The sequence below is a fragment of the Peptoniphilus hominis (ex Hitch et al. 2025) genome, assembly GCF_040096015.1.
GTDB lineage: Bacteria > Bacillota > Clostridia > Tissierellales > Peptoniphilaceae > Peptoniphilus_A > Peptoniphilus_A hominis.
This window is the reverse complement of record NZ_JBBMFO010000001.1, coordinates 243,963-261,009: the sequence shown is the minus strand read 5'-3', so window position 1 is coordinate 261,009 and position 17,047 is coordinate 243,963. Positions and strand designations below refer to the sequence as shown.

General features: G+C 31.3%; 16 protein-coding genes and 1 other annotated feature. Of the genes, 12 read left to right on the top strand and 4 right to left on the bottom strand.

The window, feature by feature from the left end:
- Positions 1-141 precede the first annotated feature (141 nt).
- Positions 142-2,409 carry a stalk domain-containing protein gene (locus WMO19_RS01380; protein WP_349169903.1) on the top strand — a complete coding sequence of 756 codons (2,268 nt, stop codon included), beginning with the start codon at positions 142-144 and terminating at the stop codon, positions 2,407-2,409.
- A gap of 88 nt (positions 2,410-2,497) precedes the next feature.
- Here WMO19_RS01380 and WMO19_RS01375 read toward each other — a convergent pair whose 3' ends face one another.
- From WMO19_RS01375 to WMO19_RS01360, 4 genes are all read right to left on the bottom strand, one after another.
- Positions 2,498-3,778, bottom strand: a complete 1,281-nt coding sequence (locus tag WMO19_RS01375) for an O-acetylhomoserine aminocarboxypropyltransferase/cysteine synthase family protein (protein ID WP_349169902.1) — start codon at positions 3,776-3,778, stop codon at positions 2,498-2,500.
- Between the two features lie 102 nt (positions 3,779-3,880).
- Positions 3,881-4,122, bottom strand: a binding site (T-box leader).
- A 62-nt stretch (positions 4,123-4,184) separates the two neighbouring features.
- On the bottom strand, positions 4,185-4,898 hold the full coding sequence (locus WMO19_RS01370) for an ABC transporter permease (RefSeq protein WP_349169901.1): 714 nt from the start codon (positions 4,896-4,898) through the stop codon (positions 4,185-4,187).
- 9 nt (positions 4,899-4,907) lie between these two features.
- Positions 4,908-5,663 carry a hypothetical protein gene (locus tag WMO19_RS01365; RefSeq protein WP_349169900.1) on the bottom strand — a complete coding sequence of 252 codons (756 nt, stop codon included), beginning with the start codon at positions 5,661-5,663 and terminating at the stop codon, positions 4,908-4,910.
- Between the two features lie 4 nt (positions 5,664-5,667).
- Positions 5,668-6,564 (bottom strand): ABC transporter ATP-binding protein, encoded by an 897-nt coding sequence (locus WMO19_RS01360; protein ID WP_349169899.1) that lies wholly within the window; start codon positions 6,562-6,564, stop codon positions 5,668-5,670.
- 130 nt (positions 6,565-6,694) lie between these two features.
- Here WMO19_RS01360 and WMO19_RS01355 point away from each other — a divergent pair, with 130 nt between their 5' ends.
- From WMO19_RS01355 to WMO19_RS01305, 11 genes are all read left to right on the top strand, one after another.
- Entirely contained in the window at positions 6,695-7,399 is a 705-nt protein-coding gene (locus WMO19_RS01355) for a response regulator transcription factor (protein WP_349169898.1), read from the top strand.
- Positions 7,393-8,691: a sensor histidine kinase gene (locus tag WMO19_RS01350; protein ID WP_349169897.1), complete on the top strand. Its 1,299-nt coding sequence runs from the start codon at positions 7,393-7,395 to the stop codon at positions 8,689-8,691. The genes WMO19_RS01355 and WMO19_RS01350 overlap by 7 nt, the downstream gene beginning before the upstream one ends.
- 107 nt (positions 8,692-8,798) lie before the next feature.
- Entirely contained in the window at positions 8,799-9,524 is a 726-nt protein-coding gene (locus WMO19_RS01345; RefSeq protein ID WP_316719090.1) for a YebC/PmpR family DNA-binding transcriptional regulator, read from the top strand.
- Positions 9,524-10,183, top strand: coding sequence for a deoxyribose-phosphate aldolase (gene deoC / locus WMO19_RS01340; protein WP_349169896.1), 660 nt, complete (start codon positions 9,524-9,526; stop codon positions 10,181-10,183). The genes WMO19_RS01345 and deoC overlap by 1 nt, the downstream gene beginning before the upstream one ends.
- Positions 10,180-10,938 carry a prolipoprotein diacylglyceryl transferase gene (lgt, locus tag WMO19_RS01335; RefSeq protein ID WP_349169895.1) on the top strand — a complete coding sequence of 253 codons (759 nt, stop codon included), beginning with the start codon at positions 10,180-10,182 and terminating at the stop codon, positions 10,936-10,938. The genes deoC and lgt overlap by 4 nt, the downstream gene beginning before the upstream one ends.
- A 39-nt stretch (positions 10,939-10,977) precedes the next feature.
- Positions 10,978-11,589, top strand: coding sequence for an epoxyqueuosine reductase QueH (locus WMO19_RS01330; RefSeq protein WP_349169894.1), 612 nt, complete (start codon positions 10,978-10,980; stop codon positions 11,587-11,589).
- Positions 11,586-12,761 carry a CapA family protein gene (locus WMO19_RS01325; RefSeq protein WP_349169893.1) on the top strand — a complete coding sequence of 392 codons (1,176 nt, stop codon included), beginning with the start codon at positions 11,586-11,588 and terminating at the stop codon, positions 12,759-12,761. Before WMO19_RS01330 ends, WMO19_RS01325 begins: the two co-directional genes overlap by 4 nt.
- On the top strand, positions 12,758-13,447 hold the full coding sequence (locus WMO19_RS01320) for a tRNA1(Val) (adenine(37)-N6)-methyltransferase (protein ID WP_349169892.1): 690 nt from the start codon (positions 12,758-12,760) through the stop codon (positions 13,445-13,447). The genes WMO19_RS01325 and WMO19_RS01320 overlap by 4 nt, the downstream gene beginning before the upstream one ends.
- Positions 13,444-14,238: a 16S rRNA (cytidine(1402)-2'-O)-methyltransferase gene (gene rsmI / locus WMO19_RS01315; protein ID WP_349169891.1), complete on the top strand. Its 795-nt coding sequence runs from the start codon at positions 13,444-13,446 to the stop codon at positions 14,236-14,238. Before WMO19_RS01320 ends, rsmI begins: the two co-directional genes overlap by 4 nt.
- Positions 14,235-15,179 (top strand): DNA double-strand break repair nuclease NurA, encoded by a 945-nt coding sequence (locus WMO19_RS01310; protein ID WP_349169890.1) that lies wholly within the window; start codon positions 14,235-14,237, stop codon positions 15,177-15,179. Before rsmI ends, WMO19_RS01310 begins: the two co-directional genes overlap by 4 nt.
- Positions 15,180-15,187: 8 nt before the next feature.
- Positions 15,188-17,020 (top strand): ATP-binding protein, encoded by a 1,833-nt coding sequence (locus WMO19_RS01305; RefSeq protein ID WP_349169889.1) that lies wholly within the window; start codon positions 15,188-15,190, stop codon positions 17,018-17,020.
- Positions 17,021-17,047 lie beyond the last annotated feature (27 nt).

Genomic DNA, 17,047 nt, shown 5'->3' with positions numbered 1-17,047 from the left:
ATTTTTAAATATTATTTGTTTTAGTAACTTGAGATAAAGTAGTAGGCAATTTATTTTAATTTTTTATTTCATTTAATATTTATTATGAGATTTTCTCATTAAAAATTTTGTAAGATACTAACTTAAAATATGGAGGAAAATATGAAAAAAGTTGTAGCGACTACTATGGCGACTTTATTATTTGGACTTTCAATTCCTGTCAATTCCTTTGCTTTGCCAAATAATACAGAAGGATTAGAGTCTAATAAAATTGAAGATTTTAATGTAAAAAAATTTAGTGGAAGAATAATTGATAGAGATCCAAATTTTAGATTAGCAGGCGAAAATAATAGACAACAATCTGCTGATAGCAATAGGCAAATGCCAGTTGTTATTAATAGTAATAATGTTGGCGGTGTTAAACCAGAGGGCTATGTGACTGTTACTTATAAAGTTGACGCGTCTATGGGGAAATTTCAAATTGGCGGAAATGTTATCCCTGAATTTGAATTGAAATATTTTGTCGATCCAAGAGTTGGCGTTCAATTATCTGATGTTTCTAGTGTCAGCCCTCTTGTAACTGACACTTCTAAATATAAGTTAGATGAAAAAAATCCTTGGATTATTGAACCAAACTCAACTAATATGCAAAGTGAAGTAAAAGGAGATATAACTTTAAGAGCAAATATTACGAAAATTGTAACAGGAACTCCTAATCCAAGTCCTAGTATTGCAGATAGAATTGGGAAAAACAATTTAATCCCAGTTGATATTTCTCTTTGGCAAGGGGACCCAATTAACTGGAAAGATGGAGTTGAGTTAGACACTTCTGTAAATGATCCTGAGCTTAGAAGAGCCTTTGAGGAAGCTAACTTTAAAGGAGACAATAGAGACTCAGTTGCGACATCTACAAAAGGAAGTGTAGGAAATATTGTAGTAACTTTTATAGATAATTCTTCAATAACTGTTAATGGTCAAAAACTTTTTGTTTTTCCACATGTAACTGCTTCTAGTTTCACAAATACACCAAAGGATGCAGTAGAAACTACTTTCTTACTAGGAGAAGGAACTAAAGCTGGAGATGGTCAAGATGAAAAAGTTGGAAATGCTGAACATCCAGTCCCATATAAAACATATATGATAAAACCAGGTACAAATGTTCATAACTTCCTACTGCCAACTAATAAGAATATTTTTGATAATATTTCAGCAAAACCTGTTGATGATTCTTATTCCGATCTTAAATGGGAACCAGAAAACTATATTGTTAATGAAAACAATAAGTCCTTTACAGCAAGGGCAATTAAGTCTTATAAAGTAAAATTTGAATTTAAAGCTTATGATACTGACAATGGCAATAGTGATATAAAGTCATTACCAAAAGATTTAATGGATAAACTTCCAAAAGAGGTTAAGGTTAAAAAGGGAGATGCATTTGATGCACCAACTAAACCAAAAAAATTCGTTGAGACTCTAAAAGATAATTCTGGAGAAATTACAAAGGTTTATGAATGGACTTTTTCTAGTTGGAATCCAACAAGAATTAATAATTCAGAAAAAGACGAAACCATTACTGGAACATGGACGAGAAAACAAGTAACATCTGCTAAACCTACAGGTGAAAAAGCAACTGAAGGCGACAAAGCTATTAAGGGTCAAGGTATTGCTGGTTCAATTATAAAAATAAAACAAGATAATAAAACTGTTGATGTTAAAGTTTCTGACACTGGAAAATGGGAAGCTAAATTAGATAGGGAACTAAATAAGGACGAGAAATTTATAATTACTCAAGTTGAAAAGGGTAAAAAAGAGTCTGAGCAAGTAGAGTTAACTGTTGCTAAAAAGGAAAATAACAAACCAAATCCAAAGCCAGAACAAAAATCAAGTCCTAATAAAAGACCTAGGACAGGAAATATTTTTCCAAAGCTTAAAAATAGGGATTACAATAAAAATTCTATTGAAGTTAAAACTTATTTAGCTAAAAGCAAAATTTATGAAAATAAGGGCATAAGACACATCATAAATGTTTTAAGTGGAGAATACGAAATTGTTAAAGATGGAGTGTCTCAAAAGAAAAAAATGGATGTTAAGCCTGTAATAAAAAATGACAGACTTATGCTGCCACTTAGGTCTCTTGCTGAAATGATTGGCGCAAAAGTAGAATGGAATTCACAAACTAGAGTTGCAACTTTTATAAATAATGGATTAGTTGCAAAAATTCAAATTGATGGAAATGAAATTGTCTTGTCTAATGGAAAAGTTATAAAAATGGATTCAAAACCACTAAATATTAATGGAAGAATTTTAGTTTCTCTTTCCAATGTAGCAAATGTTTTTGGACTGACAAATGGAAATACTAAGGACGGCATTGACCAAGATATTGAATGGGATGATGCCAATAAGGCTGTTACAATTAATTTAAAAAAATAAATTTTGATAAAAAGAAAATTAAAGTGAAAAGAACTTGGCAATAAAACCAAGTTCTTTTTTAGTATATAAAATGGTGATGATAAAATAATTAAATAGCTTCTAGTGCTCCTTTGATATCTTCAATGATATCTTCTGTATCTTCGATGCCTACGCTCATTCTTATTAAGTCAGAGCTAATGCCAGCTTGTTTAAGTTCTTCTCCCTTCATTTGTCTGTGAGTTGTGGATGCAGGATGTAGGACGCAAGTTCGAGAGTCAGCAACGTGAGTTACAACTGCTGCAAGTTTTAGTGAGTCCATAAATTTTGTAGCGGCATCTCTTCCGCCCTTTACTCCAAAGGAAATTACTCCACAGGAACCTTCTGGCAAATATTTTTTTGCAAGTTCATGTTGTGAATCCTTTTCTAGGGCAGAAAAGCTTACCCAAGAAATTTTATGGTTATTTTCTAAGAATTTTGCAACTGCAAGGGCATTTTCGTAATGTCTTGGCATTCTTAGATGTAAGGTTTCAAGTCCAAGTCCCAAATAAAAGGAATTTTGTGGAGATGGAATGCTGCCAAGGTCTCTCATTAGAGTTGTAGTCATTTTTGTAATGTAAGCGCCTTTGCCAAAGCTTTCTGTGTAAACTACTCCGTGATATGTTTCATCTGGTTCGGTAAGTCCTGGGAATTTGTCCTTGTGTTTTGACCAGTCAAAGTTTCCAGAGTCAATTACAGCTCCGCCAACAGAATTGGCAAAGCCATTCATATACTTTGTAGTGGAGTGAGTTACAATGTCAGCTCCCCATTCAATTGGTCTTAAGAAAATTGGAGTAGGGAAGGTGTTGTCAACTATAAGTGGTACGCCATGGTCATGAGCAGCTTTAGCAAAAGTTTCAATGTCCAAAATTTGAAGTGATGGATTGGAAAGAGTTTCGCCAAAGACTACCTTTGTATTTTCTTTAAATTCTTTATTTAAATCTTCAAGTGAAATTGCTGGATCCACAAAAGTTGATTCGATGCCAAGGGCTTTCATTGTGTGAGCAATTAAGTTATAAGTGCCTCCATAAATTGCTGATGATGAAATTACATGATCGCCTGCTTTTAAAATATTTAAAAGTGCATAAAAGTTTGCAGCTTGACCAGATGATGTTAAAATTCCTGCAACGCCACCTTCAAGGGCTACAATTTTATTTGCAACGGCATCATTTGTCGGATTTGATAGTCTTGTGTAAAAGTAACCAGCTTCTTTTAAGTCAAAAAGATTACCCATTTGTTCAGATGAATCGTATTTAAAAGTTGTTGATTGAATAATTGGCAATACTCTTGGTTCACCATTTTTTGGTTCGTAACCAGCTTGTACACATAATGTTCCTAAATTTTTCTTTGTCATTTTGTCCTCCATAAATTATAAATTAATTTGTCGGCAGCTCAAAGGATTAAAAATAAATTCTGATAAGATAAAGCTTTTATAAAATAAAAAAAGCTCCCGTCCCTAAAGGACGAAAGCTGTGCTTCGTGTTACCACCTTTTTTTATTATTTTATCGCTAAAATAACCTCATAGAGTACCAACATACTCCGAACGCTATAACAGGCGTACCTGTCGCAGCCTAAACACTTGTCTCGGTGCGATAACTCCAAGGCCATGTTCCAAGGTAATCCTTTTGATTTCTTTCACCAAATGAAATCTCTCTGTGAAAAGTTTTACAATGTACTCTCCTCTTCAAAGTCTATGAATGAGATTATAAATATAGTTAAATCTTTTGTCAAGCAATTTTTAATAAAAAATTTTTTATAATCATTCAAATTTTAAAAATCTATTTGATAAAAAAGTAAAAATAAAGGTTTCAGCTAATGAGAAGGCAAGCATTTTTATCCCGTCAATTTTATTTATTAGTTCAAAATGATTTGTAGTAAGAGCAAGTTTACTTGAAGCTACAATATTTTGAAATAGTGGCAATATATTTTGAGCTACAAGACCAAAGCCAAGGATTGAAATTAAAACTGACATAAGAACTATTAAGCCCAGGGATTTTAATTTTAAACTTAAAAAATTCATTATGGCAATAAGTGGGATGGAGGATAGGATACTTATTCCGATGTAGTAGATGTATAATCCTAACCTTTCAATATTAAAACCACATATAAATTTGCCACTTAATACAAATAGTAATAAAAAATAAATTTGAGTCAAGCTTATTATTATAAAGGCAATAAAAGATTTTGCCATAATAAAATTAATATTTTTTAGGGGACTGGTCCTTATTAATTTTAAACCTGCCTTGTGCTCTACGGACCATAAGCTTGAGACGATAATAGCTATAAGTGGTATTATGAAAAACATAAAGTAAAATAGTGATGTCTGAGTCCAAAGACTTTGCCATTTGTTTTTTAAGATCTCTTGATTTAGTAAATAGTTTATTGTCCCAAAAATATTTGCCAGCAAGGGAATTATTAATACTGTAGATAAGAGTGAAAATAATTTTAATTTTTTAAATTCTATTTTTAACATTTATGCCTCCTATATCTCCTTAGACAGTGTAAATTTATTAAGTCTTGTGATGTAGATTAGACTGTAGATTATATAAATTAAGCTTATAAACAATGTGAGATAATTTATATTATTCATAGTCTGCCTAAAAACCTCTCCATCTTTTACATAATTTATATTTAAGATAGTGGCAAATAGTCCAAAGGGATTTATTTGCGATAAAACTTTTGATGTGAGCATAGTAATTATTCCAGACATTGCTCCGACAATTGAAAAGAAGAGGGAGAAGTAAATTTTTTTACTTTTAATTTCAATTATTGTAAAAATTAAGAGCATGGAAATATTAATGGATAAAGTTGTTAAAAAGTAAGTTATAATTCTTTTTATCAAGTCTATATCTAAGTTAAATTTTTTGCTTTTGCTTGATAAAAATATAATTAGTAACCATTCAAGAATTTGGATTAAAAAAATTTTTAGGGACAAAATTTTAATTTTATTGAGTAATATTTTTTGAACCCTTAAGCCAAGACTTATTTGCATTTGCCACATATTATTCTTTTCTTCAATCTCTATTACTTTTTTCACAAGGGATGATAGGGCGATGGGATTAAAAAACAAAGAGATTGCTAGATAGGAATCTAATATTCTTGCAAGAGGATACTCATTAGTTTGAAAGTCTTCTGTCTTGAAGGCTATAAGGATAGAAAATAAATGTATGGAAAATAAAATTAAAATTGTAAAATTTAATTTTAATCCCTTATTCTTTTTTATTTCTAAGTTTTTCATAGGATCACCTTGCACTTGTTTCTTGAATAAATAATTTTTCAAGACTTTCCTTTCTTTTTTCTACTCTATAAATATCAACTGCATTTACTAGGATTTTTATTATTTTTGCAACTTCTTCCTGGCTTTTATTTCCCAGTACTAAATAATCATCAAGAATATTTGATTTAGGAAGTTCAAGTAGCTTTGAAGCCTTAAGGTTATCTGAAGTCTTTAAAATAATTACTGGCGGATGGAGATTTCTATATTCTTTTAAGGAACCGCTGTAAGTTAAAGCTCCATTTTTTAAAATTCCTATGTGACTTGAAATTTTTTCGATTTCATCTAAGATATGTGAGGAGATTAAAATACTTGTATTCGAATTTTTTACAATATTTTTGAATAAATCTCTCATTTCTTCAATGCCATAGGGATCAAGTCCATTAATAGGTTCATCTAAGATCAAAAATTTAGGATTACCAATAAGAGCTATGGCTATACCCAGCCTTTGCTTCATGCCAAGAGAAAATTCTTTAACTTTTTTATCCTTACTTTTAAATAATCCAACGTCCTTTAAGATCTCATTAATTTTATCTTTTTTTATATTTTTCATATCACAGATAAGGTCTAAATTATCATAGGCAGTGAGATGGTCGTAAAAGGATGGGTTTTCAATTAAAGACCCCAAATTCTTATTTGTTTCTTTTTGATTTTTTGCATTTATTTCCTTTCCATATAAACTTATGCTGCCAGAATCTTTTTTAACTAAACCTAAAATTGATTTCATCAGAGTGGATTTTCCAGCTCCATTGGGACCTATAAGCCCAAAAATACTTCCTTCTTCAATTTCTAAATTAATATTTTTTAAAACTAAATTTTTATCATAGGATTTGCTAAGATTTTCGATTTTTAAAATATTCGTCATGATATTCTCCCTTCTTTTTTATTCATTATAAATAAGACCCATAACATAAGGATTTTATGTAGATTACTTTTACATCACAATTACAAATATCAAATTTTTATGTGATAAAATAAGCCTAAAGGAGAAAGAAATGAATAATTTTAGAGATGCAAGGCTACTATTAGTTGACGATGAAGATTATTTGATAACTAGTATGTATAAATTTTTAAAAAACAAGGGCTATGACAATGTTATGACAGCAAAAAATATTAAAGAAGCAAGCTTTAAGCTTAAGAATAATAAAGTAAATTTAATGATACTAGACATAATGCTTCCTGATGGCAGTGGTTTTGATTTATTAGAGAAACTTAGAAAAAAATCTAGCTTGCCTGTGATTATACTTTCGGCATTAAGTGGAATTGATGACAAAAAAGTTGGCTTTGACTTAGAAGTTGATGATTATATTGTGAAACCTTTTTTGCCTGAAGACTTGTTACGGAGAATTGAGGCAGTCTTAAGAAGGACCTATCAAAACAAAAACAATAAAATTACATTATTAGGTGGGATTGTCTTTGATAGGGAGAGGGCAATTTTAATAAAGAATAAGGAAGAAATACAATTAACGGCAAAACAATTCAAAATTTTAGATTATCTTGCTATTAATATTAATAAAATTGTTTCCATTGACCAAATAATAGATAGGTGTTGGGATGAAAGTTTTGGCTACGAAAACACACTTATTACACATATCTATAGACTAAGGGATAAGCTTGAAGATGACCCAGCAAATCCGAAAATACTTATTACAGTAAAGGGTTTGGGTTATAAGTTACTTGGAGAGAATAAAGAATGTTAAATTATTTTTTAAAAAAACTAAAAAAATTCGCCTTATTTGTCTTAATTTTATTAATTTTAATGATTTTATGCCTAATTGGTGTTTTTTATTCAAGTTTTAAGTTTTCAAAAAAATATACAGATCCAAATAAGGTTTATGAATTTTTAGAAGAAAATAAATATAATGATATTTATTTTACCAAGGAAAATAAGACCTTTTTAGGGGAAAAAGATATCTGGGCTATAAAAATTGATAAGAATGGAAATATTAAAGAGAATTTTAATAAACCTAAAGAAGTTAAAAATAAATTAGACATAAGTGATGTTGTCAGATTTACAAGATATTACTTAAATGACTATCCTGTCTTTACTTTTGTGGTGAAGGATGGAATTTTAGTTTTGGCTTATCCAAAAAATTCCCTAGATAAGCTACCCTTTAATTATTATAATTATGATTTGGCAAAAATTAATTTTTTTATCTTTATTATTAGTATTCTCTTGTTTGTCCTATTAGTTTATATATTTTATCTACATGAAGTTAAAAGCATTTTTAAAAAATTAAATCCTCTTCAAGAGGCTATTAATAATGTTTTTGATGATGATTATAAGAAGCTCCAAGAGGAGGGAGAATTAAAAGAAATTTCTGAGACTATTAATGAGGCTAATAGCAATTACATTAAGCTAAAGGAAAGTCAATCTAGTTGGCTCAGAGGAATCAGTCACGACATAAGGACTCCTTTAACAAAACTCTCCTGGAAACTGGAAGGTCTTAAAACAAGGGAAAACTCAGTGGAAATTGAAAAAATGGAAGATCAAATTATAAAGATAAGTAAAATTATTGAGGACTTAAATCTTACAAATAGCCTTGAAAACCTAAGTGACAAGCATTTTGAATATAGGGATCCAATTTCAGTTATAAGAAAGTTAATTGTAAATACTTTAAATGAAAATCCAAGCAAGGATCTTATTTTTGAAAATAGGATAAATAAAGAAATAAAAATTAAAATGGACGACCATTTATTTTATAGAATGCTGGAAAATATTTTAAACAATAGCATTAAATATGGAAAGGGAAAAACTTATATAATTTATGATCTTATAGATAAAAAATTGCTGATCTCAATTAAAGATGAAGAAGGTATTATTGAAGATAGGGTAATAAAAAGGCTTGAAGAAGAAAATCTATCTGATGTTCAGACTCATGGTATGGGCTTATTTGTGTCAAAACAGATTTGCAAACTTCACAAGGGAAAGATGGAAGTTAAAAATCTCTTTCCAGGTGTATTAGTTTCCTTTAGTTTTGATATAAAATAAAATTACAAGAATCTTCTACTTATGTCCATACTATTGACGATTTGTTAAAGTATGTAATATAATAATCAATATGCTAAAAATAGCGATTTATATAGAAAGGTGATTAAATGTCAGGACATTCTAAATGGAATAATATTAAAAATAAAAAAGGTAAGGAAGACGCAAAGAAGGGCAAGATTTTTACTAAACTTGCTAGACAAATAACTGTTGCTGCTAAGGAAGGTGGACTTGATCCAGATTACAATCCATCTCTTAAGGTTGCCATTGATAAGGCTAAGGCTGAAAATATGCCTAACGACAATATTGATAGGGCAATTGCAAAAGCTGGTGGCGGAGATAATGACGATAACTTTGAAGAAATTGTTTATGAAGGTTATGGCCCAGGTGGAGTTGCTGTAATGGTAAATTGTTTGACAGACAATAGAAATAGAACTGCACCAGATGTAAGACATCTATTTGACAAGTATGCTGGAAATCTTGGACAACCTGGTTGTGTTTCTTTTATGTTTGACAAAAAGGGTTCTCTTGGAGTTCTAAAGGAAGGACTTGACGAAGATGAATTTACTCTTACTGCCATTGATGCAGGAGCTGAAGATGTAATCGATAGGGGAGAAGCCTTTGAAATTGTAACTGCTCCAGAAGATTATATTGAAGTAAGGAAAGTTTTAGAAGATGCTGGACATTCTTTTATTGAATCTGAAATAACTTTCATTCCACAAACTACAACTGAGCTTACTGATGAAGATGATATTAAAAACATGGATAAGTTAATTGATGCCTTGGAAGACAATGACGATGTAACTGATGTCTACACTTCTTGGGAGAGAGATTAATGGAAATTAATAGAATTATCGATCATACACTTTTAAAGCCTGAAGCAAGTGAAGAGCAAATTGAAAAACTTGTTAAAGAAGCAATAGAATATAATTTCTTTTCAGTTTGTGTAAATCCAACTTGGGTTAAAAAATGTGCTGAAATGTTAAAGGATAATGGCGTAAAAGTCTGCACTGTTATTGGTTTTCCTTTAGGGGCAAATACTCTTGAAACTAAAGTTTTTGAAACAAAAAATGCTCTTGATAATGGGGCAGACGAAATTGACATGGTCATTAACATTGGCTACATGAAATCAAAGAAATTTGATGAAGTTGAAAATGAAATTGCTGAGCTTGCAAAAATTTGTCATGACAAGGGCGCAATATTGAAAGTAATTTTAGAAAACTGCCTTTTAACTAAGGATGAAATAAAAAAAGCCTGCCAACTTGCTGATAAAGCTGGCGCTGATTTTGTAAAGACTTCAACTGGTTTTTCAACTTCAGGCGCAGATGCAGAAGATGTTAAACTCATGAAGGAATCTGTTTCTGACAGGGTTAAAGTAAAGGCTAGTGGCGGAATTAGAGACTATAAAAAAGCAATGGAAATGGTAAATAATGGAGCAGACAGACTTGGTGTCTCAGCTGGTCTTGCAATTTATAAGGAGAGCAAATCATTATGAGAATAAATCCCGTTGCCTTTACAATTTTTGGAATAGAAGTAAAGTGGTACGGAATTTTAATAGCCCTTGGAGTCTTTTTAGCTATTTTTATCACAGAAAAAATGGCAGAGAAGAAAAATTATACAGGGGGTCTTTATAAAGATATTTCCACAGATGTTTCACTCTTCGCAGTTTTAATCGGAGTTCTTGGTGCAAGGCTTTACTATGTAATTTTTGAATGGGATTATTATAGTCAGCACTTAGATGAAATTTTTGCCATAAGAAATGGCGGACTTGCCATTTATGGAGGTATCATAGCTGGTGGACTTACTATTTATTTTTTCTGCAAGCGAAAAAAAGTAAACTGCTTGACACTACTTGACTGTGTTGCACCAGGTCTTGCCCTTGCACAAGCAATTGGCAGGTGGGGAAATTATATTAATGGGGAAGCTCACGGTGGCGTAACAAATGTACCTTGGGCAATTTTAGTTGATGGACAGAGGGTTCATCCAACATTTTTTTACGAATCAATAGTGAATTTTTCAATTTTCTTGTTTTTGTACTTTTATCTTTCAAAAAGACAAAAATTTGAGGGTCAACTTATTTCTGTTTACACTATAGTCTATGGAATAGCAAGATTTTTCATTGAAGGAATGAGAACAGATTCACTTTATATTGGTGACTTTAGAGTATCTCAACTTGTCAGCCTTGGCATAATAATTTTTGGGATTGCAATTAGACTTATAGCTAAGAGGGAACAAAAGAATATAAAATAATTTGGACTAGGCAACTAGTCTAATTTTTTAGGTGATATTTTGAATAAAATTAATTACAATTTGGAAATGGAAAAAGTTATAAAAAATATTAGTGGGGAAGATAAGCCTAAACTTCTTTTGCACTCTTGCTGTGGTCCCTGCTCCTCTGCTGTCTTGGAGAGAATAGAGGGTTATTTTGACATTGATGTCTTTTATTACAATCCTAACATAGACAGTGCAGATGAGTTTTATAGAAGGTCTGATGAGCAAATTAAGCTTGTAGAAGACTTGGGACTTGATGATAAAATTGATGTGAAAGTTATAAAATACAAGCACCAAGAATTTTTATCTTACATCAAGGGCTTTGAAAAATATGAAGAGGGCGGAGCCAGATGCTTTAGATGTTATAGGCAAAGACTTGAGGAAACGGCAAAATATGCGGCAGAAAATAATTACGACTACTTCACAACAACTCTTTCCATTTCACCCCACAAGGATTCACAAATTTTAAATCGATTAGGTAAATTTCTTTCAGAAAAATATAAGGTTAACTATTTATTTTCAGATTTTAAAAAGAAAAATGGTTTTAAGAGGTCAGTTGAGTTAACTGATAAGTTTAAGATGTATAGACAAGATTATTGTGGTTGCGAATTTAGCAGAGGTGAAGATTGAAAAACATAAAAAATATTTTCATTATTACTGTAATTTTTATTTTGACACTGGGACTTTATCTTTCCTATACTATGAATTTTGATTTTAGCAATAATGAAAATAAAATAGGAGAATCTAAAAATTTAAAAACTGAAGAAAGTAAAAAGGAAGACAAGTCAGAAGTAAAAATTCTTGCCATGGGGGATATGATTTTTCATCAACCTATTGTAAAAAATTATAGAACTAATGATACTTACGACTTCACGCCAATTTTTGCCAATATTTCTGCTGACATCAATGAAGCAGACCTTGCCCTTGCAAACTTTGAAGGCTCTGTAAATTCAAATAGAAAATTATCGGGATTTCCACTTTTTAATTTTCCAAAGGAAACAATTTATTCCCTAAAAAATGCCGGCTTTGATGCACTTTCGACTGCAAACAATCACGCCCTTGACACAGGACTTGATGGCATAGGAGAAACTATCTTCCACATAAGAGAAAGTGGCATGAAAAATTTTGGCACTCTTGCAAAAGATGGTGACAAGGGAATAATTATTGAAAAAAATGGAATAAAAATTGGACTTATTTCCTTTACAGACACTTTAAATGGTATGGACTCCTTGATGAGAGGTAAGGAGTATTCAGTTAATACCTTTGCTCAAGATGTGAAGTCTGACATTCAAAACTTAAAGGACAATTCTGACATTGTAATTGTCTATCCACATTGGGGAAATGAGTATCAACTAGTGCCAAATGAAAGGCAGATTTTTTTAAAGGAAATGTTGCAAGAATCTGGTGCAGATATTATATTGGGTTCTCATCCTCATGTGCTTCAGAGATATGAAGTTGAAGATAAAAATGATAAAAAATATTTTACAATTTATTCCATGGGCAATGCTCTTTCAAACCAAAGAGTTGAAAATTTAAAAAAATCTGGTGTAGACACTGGTGCCATAATCAAATTAGTTATTGAGAAGGATAATATTAGTGGAGAAACAAAATTAAAGGAATACGGAGTTTATCCAACCTATGTCAAAAGATATTATGCTAATGGAAAATTAAATTATGATTTAGTAAAGTTAGAAGACCTAATGCCAGGTGGTAGGCTTGATGGTGTCACTACAGAGGAATTAAAGGCAAAGGCAGATAAAAAATATAAGGAAGCTTTAAAGGTTTTAAAGGGTGAGATATGAAAAGGGACCAGGTTCCAGGTACAAATTTTATAATTTTTCAAGATGAAGATGAGTTTAAATACACAAGCGATGCTTTGATCTTGTCTTCCTTTGTAAAAGCTGGACAAAGAGCCATAGACCTTGGCTGTGGCAATGGAATTTTATCTCTAAGAATTTGTCCTAGATTCAGTGAAGTTCACGCAGTAGATAAAAATAAAAATGTCTTGGAAGCTTTTAAAAAATCTATTTTTTTAAATAAATTAGAAGACAAAATAAATTTATTTGAAGAAGATATTTTTAACTTAAAAAATTATTATGCTACAAATTATTTTGACGCAGTGGTTTTTAATCCGCCTTACTATGATTATGAAAATATGAAGTTTGAAACAAGCCAAGCCAAGCATTTTTTTGATATAGAAAAAAGCCTTTACATAGTAAATTATCTTCTCAAAAATTCTGGTAGTCTTTATATAATTTATCCTACTTATAGACTGGCAGAAGTGATTTATAAGATAAATAAGAATGGGCTAAAAGTTAAAAATATTATTAACATTCATGGAAATAAAAATAAAAAGGCAAAGTCATCTATAATTGTTGCAAAAAAGCAGGCGAATTTTGGAAATGATTTTAGGGATTTTTACATAAGAGATGGTTTAGATTATACAGATGAGATGAAAAGAGTTTATAGAAACGAGGTGATACTGTGATTTATTTTTGCCCAACACCTATAGGGAATTTAGGCGACATAACCCTAAGGACAATTGAAATTTTAAAGTCAGTTGATATAATTTTTGCTGAAGACACAAGAGTTACAGTAAAACTTTTAAATCACTACGACATAAAGGCAGAGCTTAGAACTTATCACAAGTTTAATGAAGCTGAAATGTCTGAAAAAATTATTAAAAACATAAAGGACAAGGATCTTGCCCTAGTAACTGACGCAGGAATGCCTGGCATATCTGACCCTGGTGCTGTTCTCGTAAAGAAATTAATCGAAGAAGACATTGATTTTAGAGTTTTGCCTGGTGCCAATGCAGCATTAACAGCCCTAGTTTTATCTGGGCTTGACACAGACCATTTTCTTTTCTATGGCTTTACATCAAATAAATCTTCTGCAAGGAAGAAGGAATTTGAAGCCTTAAAGGACTTAAAATTTACTTTAATTTTTTACGAGGCACCTCATAGGATCAAGGATTTTTTAAAGGATGTCTGCGAAGTTTTTGGCGAGAGAAAAATTTCCATATCAAGAGAAATCACTAAGGTTTTTGAGGAGACTATTAGGTCTACTACATCAGAAATACTTGAAAAAGATATAACAGAAAAGGGCGAATTTGTAATTTGCTTAGAGGGAAATTCTGAGGAAGAGAACTATGACATAAGAGAACTTTTGCAAGAAGAATTAAAAAAGGGAATGAAAAAATCTCAAGCTGTTAAGGAAGTTTCAAAAAAATATAATATTCCAAAGAATGATGTTTACAAGGAGAGTTTGGATTTATGATAAATTTAAATGAACTTGAAGGACAAATAAAAGATGTAAATTTAAATTTAAGGGACAAGTACGACTTTGTATTTAAATTAAACAATGAAGATTTTAGGAATCAAATAAATAGCCAAGTTGGAAAAATTATAAAAATGGAGAAATTTCACAAGAAAGAAATTTCAAAATACAAGAGGACAGTTGGAGTTGACGGGTCCAACAACAGATCTGGCGGAGCCTTTCCTCACTTTATAGAAATTTTTCAAGGCCTTGCCAAGTCAACAGATGGCAATGAAGTTTACAAGACCAAGGTATACACGCCCACACTAAATTCACTCTTTGATGAGCAAAATCTTTCACAAAAACTTTTGGCGACTATTGAAATTGAAACGGCTTTAGAATACATTGACAAATACGATTTTGATTATTTGATGATGGACGGTGGTTTCATAAGATATAAAATCAACTGCCTTGATTTATTTAAGGAGCTTCGTGACAAATGTGAGAAAAAAAATATAATTCTCTTTGGCGTTATTAAAGACATCAAGACGAACGTCATATCAAGAAGTCTTGAAATTGACGAATCCATTTACGACAGAGAAATTTTATTTAACAGATTAAAGACCGGTGAAGCTATTTTAATTAAAAATGAAATAAATAAAAAATTCATCAAGGATGGAATGGGCGAGGGATTTTCATCTGCCTTTATGAGAACTTCAAAGTTTCCAGGAGCTGTTGGAGTTGATATTTTAGATACGCAAGAGAATTACCTTGAAGAAATTTGCAATTTGATTTACACGCTTACACCCATGTCATCAAGGGGAGTGCCCCTTTGGCTTGATATAGTGGACAAGGATGTAAAAATTACAGATGATATTTTAAAAATGCTTTTAGAAGAATATTTAGATAGAGATGTTTATGAAAGATTTTTTATTTCTGAAAGAGATAAAAGAACTTTATAGGAGGAAAAATGAAAGTACTTGGAGTTACTACTACAAGAGAAGTATATATTGGTTCAAAGGAGAAAAACTTTCGAAACAATGAATTTTTAATAGTTGAAGATCCAGTTCAAGGAGATATTATTGGGGAAGTTGTAGATTCAAAGACTTTTAACAGATTTATTCCTCTTGATATTGGCGGAGATTTTATTGACAGTGATGTTTTAACTTCTCTAGGTTCTATGGGTTATGATGTTGGAGATGAAACAGTTTATGTTGCAAAACTAAGATTTTTTGAGGAGTTACTTTATCCACCTCTAACTGGAAGTGACTTGAGGGCACCAGAATTTAATGAAATTAAAAATTTGTTAATAGACACTAAGCCAAATAATTCATTGATTCTCGGATCCATAAAAAACACTGACAACATTGCAAAGGGCATGGATGATATTTATAAAAATCTCTTCAGCACCTTCGAAAACAATGAATACTTAAAGCAAAGGGAACTTCCTTATCTATTTGACTACAAATCCATGCACCAATACCCACACATAGGAGTCTTTGGAGGATCAGGTTCTGGTAAGTCCTTTGGCTTAAGAGTTGTCCTAGAAGAATTGATGGAAATGGGCGTGCCTGCCATAGTAATGGACCCTCATTATGAAATGGATTTTTCAAGCAATTCAGAAATTTCTGACAAAAATTATTCTGACAAGTTCAAGTGTCTTGAGATTGGTCTCCACACAGGAATAAAATTTCAAGAACTACAAAAAAGAGACTTAAAAAATCTTTTAAATGCAGCATCACCTTTAACAGATTCTATGAAAAATGTTATTGATGTTATGTTAGCCAAGGGCTCAAGCTATGAGTCCTTTAAAAATAAACTAGACATGCTTTTGGAAGGGCAAGAGATTGGCTCAAGAGATAAAATAATTGCAGAAATTGCTGCAGAGCCAGACATAAATAAAAAGAATAGGCTAGAAGAAGTTCTTGATATTTATGAAAGATATGACAAGACTTGTAATTCAATGAGTGTGCGTGGAGTTTTGTGGAGGCTTATTAATCTTCAAAACGAGGGAATTTTCTCCCACAATATAGATGAGCTTGTAGACCTCTTAAAGAGAAGAAAGTTAGTTGTCCTTCAAGGCTCAACTAGAATGATAAATGTATTTTCAACTTATCTTTTGGCGAAATTATATTATCTAAGGAAGGAATATAGGGACGAACTTTACAGAAACAATGCAAAGGTAGACTATTTCCCACCTTTTGTAATAATTACTGACGAAGCCCACAATTTTGCGCCAAAAGGTTTTGACACTCCATCAAAAAGTATTTTGCGTGAAATTTCTCAAGAGGGAAGAAAGTATGGAGTATTTTTAATTCTTGCAACGCAAAGACCTACGCTTTTAGATGAAACAATTACAGCTCAGCTAAACACAAAATTAATTTTTAGAACTGTAAGGGCATCTGACATTGACACAATAAAAGAAGAAACAGACCTTTCCTCAGATGAGACCAAGAGACTTCCTTATTTGAGTTCAGGAGATGTATTTATTTCATCAGCAAAAAAAGGTCGCACATCCTTTGTAAGAATTAGGGCGGCAAATACAGTTTCTCCTCACACAGAAAATCCTTTTGATGAACTTGAAGGCCATGAAAATGAAGAATATGAAAAGTTTTTTATGGACATAAAGGATTTACTTCCAATTGATGCTTCAAATTTAAGTGTGGTTTTAATGAATTACAATAAAAAATCTGGAGAAAATTTATCCTACGACGACTTAAAAAATAAGTTAGATGAATTATGCCAAAGAGACTTTATAGAAAAAGAAGATAATTTTTTAACGGAAATGTATAAAATAAAGTAAAAAAAACTGACTCTATAAAAAAATTAG